This is a genomic window from Alkalibacillus haloalkaliphilus C5, from assembly GCF_000269905.1.
Lineage (GTDB): Bacteria > Bacillota > Bacilli > Bacillales > Alkalibacillaceae > Alkalibacillus > Alkalibacillus haloalkaliphilus_A.
In genome coordinates this window covers 1-8,583 of the sequence record NZ_AKIF01000125.1, presented here as the reverse complement: position 1 = coordinate 8,583, position 8,583 = coordinate 1, and the positions used below count along the sequence as shown (strand labels likewise).

The following is an 8,583-nucleotide window of genomic DNA, read 5'->3' as shown; positions in this document are numbered from 1 at the left end:
AATCTCTATTTTTATTTATCGACTAATATAGGTAAGTTCATAATTGAGTCATTGAGTTGTTCAAGTTTCTTCTCAATTCGATGTAACAAATAAAAAGTCACCAAAATCGGGAAGCCAACTTCTGGAACCCAAGTAATCAAAGTCTCAAACAATTTCTCCTCCACCTTTCTTATACTTGTAAAAAGAGAGGTGACACAAATGGTGCCACCTCCCTCAATATTAATCTAATGGTACTTCTTCTACATTACGTTCAACTACTTGTGCATGAGCAATTTCAGTTAAAGGTAAGTCTGCAGAAGTGAAAATATCTTGTTCTAAAATTGTGTCCATAGCTTGCTTAACCTGTTCTGGGTCTACTGGCTCTACAGGATTATCAACACTGATTGTTGCCAAACGTCCTTGTTCATTTCTAAACCTAAGTTCTAAACGTTTACTCATTTAATTTCCCCCTCTTATTCGTTATTAAGTAATAAAGATTGGTCATTTCGTAATGCTTCATGTAACGGGTCCTGTCGAAGCTGAGATAGAACTTGTGCTACAACAATTACCGCATCGTCTTCAGCATCAGGTTTTACGTTGTTATAACTTCGACGAGAAATCACCTCTTCCCCATGCTCATCAATTCCTGTTACAAATAGTAATTGCAGTTGACTGTTAATTTTTTGGACATTTTCCATCATGTCAACCTCCTTTCACTTTTATAATCGTTTATAAATAAAAAAAGTGTGAAATGTTTTGAAACATTTCACACTTTTCGTTCGTCTAATATTAAGGATGTAGATTTAATTAATTTTTAACGTTATCGAAATAGCAAGATCCGATTAAGTATGCAATGACACCTAACGAAACAATGCCCATTGTTAGTTCAATTGCTTCCACAGTGGTGCACCTCCTAGTTCATCATTTACGAGTTTTACTATAGCTATTTTACCAAAAAAATAAGCATTTGAGTATTATCATCTCATGAAACTTAAAATTAATGAAGCATAAACAACAATTTTGAACAAATTGTAACATTTAGTTATTAAATACCACTTATTTTCTACAATATTCATGTTAAAATTTACATATAAGAAAGGAACGCAATAGGTGATAGATTATGATGTACTGCCCAAGATGTGGATCAAAAACAAAAGCTGAGGAATCATACTGTGTCATATGTGGTGCACAGTTACCTAAAGACATAGACGAACGTGCACAAGGACAAGGATTAACCGTTGGTGGTTAACACCTATTGTTACGCTTGTTTGTATGTTAATTGCCGGTATAGGTTTACATTTCTATTTAGAGTATAATAACTCTACTGCTCAATCACTGTATGATGAAGGAGTTGAGTATGCTTTAGAAGGCCAATATAGCCGGGCACAAAGTCTATTTGAAGAATCACTTGAACATAACCCTAATTATGAAGCTGCTGAAATTAACTATGATTTTATGTCAGTAGCACTTGAAGTTAACGAAAAATTAAATAACGTCGATACGCTCGTTGACCAAGGCGCATTCCAACAAGCAGTCCAAATTACCGAAGAAGCCGAGAGTCAATTAAGTTCATACAATGGAGAAATTATTAACTTCTTATTAGACTCGATACTCGACAAGCGAAATGAAGTTCGGATGAGTCAAGTCGAACAACGTCTTGCTGATGATCCTGGAGCTGAAGAGCTTAAAATCCTTCTATGGCAAGTTCAGTCTCTTGAACATGAAGATGCTGAATCACTTGAGGAGATGTTAAGGGAACGAATCGTTAGTCATACAGCTAATGAAGCTAATGAAAAGTTACAAACAAATCAATTCACTGCTGCTATTTCCATCATTGAAGATGGATTGCGGTATGCACCTGAAAATGAACGTCTAATCAGCTTGCAAACGACTATTGAAAATCAACAATCAGACTTTGAAACACAACAACAAGAACGTATTGCGCAAGCTTTAAATCAATATGAACTAGAACAAGAGCAAAATGAAAATAACGCTATTGAAGTAGTCGGTATTGAAGTAAATGTTAACGAATATGACGAAATGCAAGTGACTGGTGAACTTTTAAGCGTTGCAACAAAGCCCATTCATTCTATTTCAGTAACATACAAATTACTAGATGAAGATGAAGAAGAAATTCTAGAAAATGAAACATACGCTTTCCCTGATACGCTATACCCTGATGAAACAGGTCAGATTGATCATACTCATAGTGACATACCAGAAGATATAGACTTAGACGAAATTACAATTTCAATTGAACAAATCTCTTGGTACCTAGACGGTCAAGAATAGAGGTGAACGAAATGAAATACCAACTGAAAAAAACGGCACCGGTCGTTCTTTCAATGGTGATCCTATTAGTTGGAACATATGCTTTAGTCTCTTATTATGACAACTGGACAGAAACAGCAATCGGATCAGACCAAGCTATTGTTGAACATGTCACAGATGATGAGTCCAACGAAGGACACAACTTACAAGAAATAATTCACGAAGCTCAAAAAAGCGTTGTCCAAATCGAAACAACAGGGTCATTTGGTACTAACTTAGGTTCTGGCTTCGTTTATAACGACCGCGGTGATATTATTACAAATGCCCACGTTGTAAAAGATGCTGATTCAGTTTATGTTAAAACATCAGAAGCTCATACTTACCCTGGGGCTGTGATCGGTATTGGTAACTCCGAAGACATCGCCGTTGTTCGAGTACCACAATTAGCGAACAGTTCAACATTAGAAATTGATCCCAACTTTGAACCTAATATTGGGGATGAAATATTAGCCGTTGGAAGTCCGCATCGCTTGCAAAACACCGTTACGTTAGGTCATATATCAGGAACAGAACGAGACCTATCAGTTGAACAGTATGAATACAATAATTTATATCAAATCTCAGCTAGTATTTTACAAGGAAATAGTGGTGGTCCGTTAATCCACGAAGAAACAGGGAATATTATTGGCATAAACTCGGCAGCATGAATGAAGGTACCATTGGTTTCAGTATCCCTATTAGTCAAGTTTATGAGCGTGTATCAATGTGGTCAGACACAGCTAATGACGATGAGTTAAACTACGACGGTGACCCTACTTTATATCAAGATATTGACCCAAACGCTTTAGAAGAGGACAGCGAATATTTAATCAGCTATTTCTATGAGACATTAAATGTACGTGATTATTTCACAGCTTATTCATTGTTAGGTAGTGATTTACAATCAAATTACTCTTATCAAGAATTCAGAGAATTAATCGTACACTCAATTGATATTGAGATTAATTCAAGAGAATCTTTATCCGTTGAAGATGGAATTGCAACATTCAAAATTAATTCTGATCATGAAATTAGAACGGATGAAGACACACGTGAAACTCACCATTTTGAAACTATTTATGAAGTTGGCTATGAAAATGACCAATTAAAAATTCTGAATTTAGAACGTGAGCTTTTATCCAAAACGAGCCATTCAAATTAAAATGTTTATTTTTGGGTGAGTAACCATTCAAATAAACATAAGTCACCATATAGATATATTACATGTCTTGGGAGGTGAATTTATGTTCAAACCAGGTTACTCACAGCATGGATATGGCCATGGCTATAACAACTTTGCGTTGATCGTTGTACTTTTCATTTTATTAATTATCGTGGGTGCAACTTTCTACTGCTAACACCTTACAAGTGTATCGAGAGGTAGATGACTGCTCGCATCAACCTTTTCTCCCTCAAAGTGCAAGAGGCTTATCGTCATAGTTGGAATGACGGTAACCTCTTACACAGTTATAAATCACAAAATATGAATAGTCCCCTTATATAAAAAGCTGATCGCATTAATTGCGATCAGCTTTTCTAGTTTAAGCATTTAAAAATGTTTTTATTTGTGACTCTGGCATCGGCTTACTAAAGTAGAATCCTTGAACTTGATCACACTTTTCACTCAAAAGAAAATCTAGGTCGCCCTCATTTTCAACCCCTTCAGCAATGACTTTTAAGTTAAGCGCATGAGATAAATGAATGATCGTTTTAACAATAGCCATATTTTGCTTCGTTTGATTCTGAATGAACATGCGATCAATTTTTATTTTACTTAATGGAAACTGACTTAAATACTTTAAAGATGAGTAACCTGTACCGAAGTCATCCAATGCAACTTTGACACCGAGATCATTAAAGTCATTAAGTGTATCAATAATATAACGTTCATTGGACATAGCCATTGATTCTGTAATTTCTAACTCTAAATATTGAGGTTCTAAGCCTGTTTCTTCAAGTATTTCGCTAACACGACTTACTAAATGGCGTTGCAAAAACTGTCTTGCAGAAAGATTAACACTCACTTTAACTTTAGGTAACCCTTCACCTTGCCACTTTTTGTTTAGTCGACACGCTTCATAAATCACCCAATCACCTATATCTAAAATTAACCCTGTCTTCTCTGCAATCGGGATAAACTGATCAGGTGAAATAGCTCCCATTTCTTTATGTGGCCATCGGCATAGTGCCTCAAAGCCAATGATTTCTTGAGATTTCAAATCATACTGCGGTTGAAAATGTAATTCAAAATCCCCATCCTTTAATGCTTTATGTAATTCAGTCTCAAGCTTTAAGCGTTCTTTAAAACCTTCCTTTAAAGATTGCTTAAAGATTTGATAGTCATTTCGGCTTTCTTCTTTGATAACATGCATGGCAGAATCCGCATGCTCAATTAACTCTGATGCTGTTGATGCAGCTGATTGTGGATAACGACTAATTCCTATACTAACGGTTGTATATATTTCGTAACCATCAACCATTAACGGCTTTTGGAATTGCTCAGTCACCTGCTTTGCTAAAGATCGTACATCTTGTTTACTCGTTACTTTGCGCTGTAACACTAAAAATTCATCACTCGTCATTCTAGCAATAAACAAATCTTCTCTTAACATTTGTTTTAGCCTAGAGGCGCAACCCTTTAATAATGAATCCCCCACTTGATAGCCAAGTGTGTCGTTAATATGTTTAAAATAATCAACATCTATAAAATGAACAGCTAATTGTTCTCCTGACTCCTTTGCATATTTTAACTCGTCTTCAAGTACAAGTTGAAAATAGTTACGATTAGGCAAGTCCGTCAATTGATCATAATAAGCCATAAACTCAATTTGCTTTTCGTTCTCTACGCGTTCAGTAATATTTCGAACGATTGCAACACGAAGGTTCGAGTCTTTATTAAATGGTTCTGGTAATACTTCAGCATAAATGATTGACCCATCACGTTTAAACCCTCGTAAAGGGTATGGACTATCATGTTGCTGCATCTGCATATTCTCATACAAAGCTTTATGATCATCTGAATGTACAATATCAAAAATGGATTTACCTACTAACTCAGACCTTTTATAGCCAATCATGCTAGCAAAAGCAAAGTCACAATCAATTATTTGTCCTCGATCATGCATAATAATACCTTCATACGGGCTACTTCTAGCGTGGTTTAAAGTATAGATTAACGAATCCTTCTTCGATTTTAAACCACCTTCTTTTAGCGTGTAGCACCAATACTGTTCGACTGGTTCACTTTTCATAACAACCAATTTTTCCGGGTTCGTTTTCGTCCAAATAAGATCTTCATTATTCGTTTGTTTCGCGATTACTTCTAAATCAATATAATCGTGTACGTATAACGGATCATTCTCGTTCAATTTTACTTCTAATAATTCTTCTGCAAATTGATTGCCAGCTACAATGTATCCATCTTGATCAACAAAAATAATCGCATCTGATACATTTTCAAAAATCCACTCATGGATAGGCAATTGTAGCTGATCTACTTTTTTGAACACTTTTTTTCCCCCTACTATAATTGCATAGCGTTGTTGGTGCTAGGTTAATTAGCCGATATTAATTTTCTCTTTTGGATAACGGTAACGATCTTTCGTTTTACCTCGATTAAACGAGAATAAAAATGTCAAAATTCCAATACGACCTATTAGCATGAGTCCCATTAATAAAATTTGACTAAAATTGGACAGCTCGTTTGTTATGCCCATCGATAAACCAGTAGTTCCAAACGCTGAACTAACTTCAAAAATAATGCTATTTAACGACAGATGCCCATCTAATGCTGTAATGACAATAACAACTGAGAAGAACATTAACATCGCTAACAATGTAACGACGACGGCCTTAAATAAGTCCTCTTCTTCAATTTCTCGCCCGAATATCCGCACGCGATTTCTGCCACTAGCAAACGTAATAATGAATATAATAACTAAAGCAAATGTTGTCGTTCGAATACCACCACCAACACTACTTGGTGAGGCACCAATAAACATCATAGAAGATAAAAACAATTGCGTCTGAGTCGTAAACTCATTCATATCCATTGTGCTTAGTCCACCACTTCTAGCGGTCGTAGACTGAAACAAACTATAGAAAAAGGCTTCATGCCATGTTTTATCGGCAAAGAAGTGATTAAACTCTAAGACCAAAATAACGATAAATGAAAAAGCTAACAAAACAAAATAAGTTAATGATGTTAACTTGGTAAACAGCGAAAAGCGTTTTAAGTTACGCTCTTCTTGTGAAATTTGTAAGTACTCTTTAAGTTCGATTAATACAGGAAAACCAATTGCACCAGCTATGATTAATAAAATATTAATAAATTGTACAAAGTAATCATTCGCAAACGGTTCTAAAGATGCCCCCGTAATATCAAAACCACCGTTCGTCGTTGCACTAACAGAGGCGAAAAAGCCATGATAATATGCCTGTAATGCACTATCAAAATACGTTAAATAGTATGTACCTAAAATAATAAATCCGATAAATTCAATTGCTAATATGACGATAAACATCTCTTTAACTAATCGAACAATACCTGCAATCGACTTCGTATTCTGATCTGTCATAATAAGACGTCTTTCTTTGAAGCCAATCTTCTTACCTAACACGATCCAAATAAGTGTCCCTAACGCCATTACACCTAGGCCGCCAGTTTGAAGTGCTAATGCAATCATGAAAATGCCAAACACACTAAAAGAATCAGCTGTCTCTACTACTGTTAATCCTGTAACAGTAACGGCACTGACAGCAGTAAATAACACTTCCATAAAAGTTAACTGAACACCATCTTTATGTGAAATTGGAAGCGATAAAAGAAAAGCTGCAACTGACGCGGCTATAAAATAATATAATGAAATAAGTTGCACTGGTGTAAGTTTATCTAAGATTGATTTATTTGGTGTCAGTCGATCCATTCTGCTCATAATACAACTTTCTCCTTAAATTGATAAATTCCTGCTAAAAATCAAAAAATAATGTCGCAAAATGTTTAAAATTGAAATATAGACTATTATGGATCTATTCTAATCCTTTGACATCATCTAATATAAGTCTTTAATTGTAAATAAAACCCTATCTGTATCTTCATGACAGATTAGGGCTACTCAAAAGATTTATTCGATTTAAAACAAGTTTTCTTGATTTTTTTCTTTAAACTTATTTAATAAAGATACACCTTGATATCCTGCCTCAATTAAATCTTGTAACGTCTCTTCTACTTGTTCTCTTTCACGGTTAACCATATTACCAATTAATATAACATTCATGTTATCTTCTATTTCATTAACGGCTCTAACATTTGCTAAGATCGTCGCTTTAGGATTTGATTCTTTCGTAATTCGCACTTGTGTAACTAGCTCTTGTTCACCCTCAAGCTTTTGGTTAAAAAAATCATAATACTTTTTAGGGATATATGCCTCAATTAACCAACGAGCTCCTTCAACCTCTTCACGGTCAATAATTAATGCGTCAAAGAAACCGATATCTTTACTAACTAAATCTTCTCCCGACTTTTCCAAAATATTAAGCGACACTAATTTAAATGTTTTCATCGAACCTTCCTTTCTGTTTCATCCTTATTATATAGGAAATTCAAGGAAGACAAAAGATATATTTATGAAATTGATTGATGAGGGCTTTCTTTCTGTGAAATCTCTTGATCAAGGTGCTTTAATCGCTTCAGTGCTTCTTCAATTGTCATCGTCTTATAATGGTGTTTGCCCCCTGGCAACTCTTCCATCTCATCAGCTTCATAAACCACTTCATGTAATGGCGTTCGCATACCATCAACAGAGAAAGGTAGATATGAATCTGTATGCAGTAATATTGTCACTGAAATAGCTTTCGCTGTTTTACGATCCTCTCCTAAACGAATCAACAATTTATGTGCTCTTTCAGCACCTTTAATCGCATGAATGTCATGTTTACGATACTCTTGATAATCCCACTCTCCATCGTTATACCATTCATAATGTCCTATATCATGCAGTAAAGCTGACTTAGCAGATAACTCAACATCAACGCCTCGAGCCTTGGCCAATTTTACAGCTTGTTCAGTTGTCGACACAGCATGATGGATCCCTGAACGTATAAGATATTTTTGTGTAATAGGATGATCAAATATATCGACTAATTGTACTCGTTTCACGACAACCACCCCTTTAAGTTTTTAAAGATTAATATAGCATAGTATGTAATACAAATTCAATTGTTATTTGTACATGTTACCTTTCAATACAGATATTAAACATACGGACTGGATATTTGAATTTTTTTTACAATTAC

At 35.1% G+C, this 8,583-nt stretch carries 11 protein-coding genes and 1 pseudogene; 5 read left to right on the top strand and 7 right to left on the bottom strand.

Annotation, left to right across the window (positions count from 1 at the left end; translation table 11 throughout):
* Positions 1–11 precede the first annotated feature (11 nt).
* From A194_RS19845 to A194_RS0112170, 3 genes are all read right to left on the bottom strand, one after another.
* A complete protein-coding gene (locus A194_RS19845; RefSeq protein WP_017187109.1) occupies positions 12–152 on the bottom strand; it encodes a YvrJ family protein in 141 nt (46 codons plus the stop codon).
* A 67-nt stretch (positions 153–219) separates the two neighbouring features.
* Positions 220–438, bottom strand: a complete 219-nt coding sequence (locus A194_RS0112175) for a DUF2922 domain-containing protein (protein ID WP_017187108.1) — start codon at positions 436–438, stop codon at positions 220–222.
* Between the two features lie 14 nt (positions 439–452).
* Positions 453–677 (bottom strand): DUF1659 domain-containing protein, encoded by a 225-nt coding sequence (locus tag A194_RS0112170; RefSeq protein WP_017187107.1) that lies wholly within the window; start codon positions 675–677, stop codon positions 453–455.
* Positions 678–1,099: 422 nt separating this feature from the next.
* Here A194_RS0112170 and A194_RS21035 point away from each other — a divergent pair, with 422 nt between their 5' ends.
* The 5 genes and pseudogenes from A194_RS21035 to A194_RS19840 form a co-directional block, all read left to right on the top strand.
* Positions 1,100–1,228 carry a zinc-ribbon domain-containing protein gene (locus A194_RS21035; protein ID WP_017187105.1) on the top strand — a complete coding sequence of 43 codons (129 nt, stop codon included), beginning with the start codon at positions 1,100–1,102 and terminating at the stop codon, positions 1,226–1,228.
* Between the two features lie 23 nt (positions 1,229–1,251).
* Positions 1,252–2,271, top strand: coding sequence for a tetratricopeptide repeat protein (locus tag A194_RS0112155; RefSeq protein WP_017187104.1), 1,020 nt, complete (start codon positions 1,252–1,254; stop codon positions 2,269–2,271).
* 11 nt (positions 2,272–2,282) lie between these two features.
* Positions 2,283–2,957 carry a S1C family serine protease gene (locus tag A194_RS19480; RefSeq protein ID WP_050980525.1) on the top strand — a complete coding sequence of 225 codons (675 nt, stop codon included), beginning with the start codon at positions 2,283–2,285 and terminating at the stop codon, positions 2,955–2,957.
* Positions 2,954–3,451: a hypothetical protein gene (locus A194_RS19475; protein ID WP_050980524.1), complete on the top strand. Its 498-nt coding sequence runs from the start codon at positions 2,954–2,956 to the stop codon at positions 3,449–3,451. The genes A194_RS19480 and A194_RS19475 overlap by 4 nt, the downstream gene beginning before the upstream one ends.
* Positions 3,452–3,545: 94 nt before the next feature.
* Positions 3,546–3,647: pseudogene (locus A194_RS19840) on the top strand (YjcZ family sporulation protein); the annotation flags it as partial.
* Between the two features lie 183 nt (positions 3,648–3,830).
* Here the strand turns inward: A194_RS19840 and A194_RS18360 are convergent.
* From A194_RS18360 to A194_RS0112125, 4 genes are all read right to left on the bottom strand, one after another.
* Positions 3,831–5,798, bottom strand: coding sequence for a sensor domain-containing protein (locus A194_RS18360; protein WP_017187102.1), 1,968 nt, complete (start codon positions 5,796–5,798; stop codon positions 3,831–3,833).
* Positions 5,799–5,846: 48 nt separating this feature from the next.
* Complete coding sequence (locus tag A194_RS0112135; RefSeq protein WP_017187101.1) at positions 5,847–7,223, bottom strand: TrkH family potassium uptake protein; 1,377 nt, start codon at positions 7,221–7,223, stop codon at positions 5,847–5,849.
* A gap of 198 nt (positions 7,224–7,421) precedes the next feature.
* A complete protein-coding gene (locus tag A194_RS0112130; RefSeq protein ID WP_017187100.1) occupies positions 7,422–7,850 on the bottom strand; it encodes a YwpF family protein in 429 nt (142 codons plus the stop codon).
* A 62-nt stretch (positions 7,851–7,912) separates the two neighbouring features.
* Entirely contained in the window at positions 7,913–8,446 is a 534-nt protein-coding gene (locus tag A194_RS0112125; protein WP_017187099.1) for an HD domain-containing protein, read from the bottom strand.
* Positions 8,447–8,583: the final 137 nt, after the last annotated feature.

Excerpts from the sequence above, each read along its gene's own strand:
- A194_RS21035 (WP_017187105.1), top strand. The coding sequence starts at position 1,100 with ATGATGTACTGCCCAAGATGTGGATCAAAAACAAAAGCTGAGGAATCA.
- A194_RS19475 (WP_050980524.1), top strand. The coding sequence starts at position 2,954 with ATGAATGAAGGTACCATTGGTTTCAGTATCCCTATTAGTCAAGTTTAT.
- A194_RS0112130 (WP_017187100.1), bottom strand. The coding sequence starts at position 7,850 with ATGAAAACATTTAAATTAGTGTCGCTTAATATTTTGGAAAAGTCGGGA.
- A194_RS0112175 (WP_017187108.1), bottom strand. The coding sequence starts at position 438 with ATGAGTAAACGTTTAGAACTTAGGTTTAGAAATGAACAAGGACGTTTG.
- A194_RS0112135 (WP_017187101.1), bottom strand. The coding sequence starts at position 7,223 with ATGAGCAGAATGGATCGACTGACACCAAATAAATCAATCTTAGATAAA.
- A194_RS0112170 (WP_017187107.1), bottom strand. The coding sequence starts at position 677 with ATGGAAAATGTCCAAAAAATTAACAGTCAACTGCAATTACTATTTGTA.
- A194_RS19480 (WP_050980525.1), top strand. The coding sequence starts at position 2,283 with ATGAAATACCAACTGAAAAAAACGGCACCGGTCGTTCTTTCAATGGTG.
- A194_RS0112155 (WP_017187104.1), top strand. The coding sequence starts at position 1,252 with ATGTTAATTGCCGGTATAGGTTTACATTTCTATTTAGAGTATAATAAC.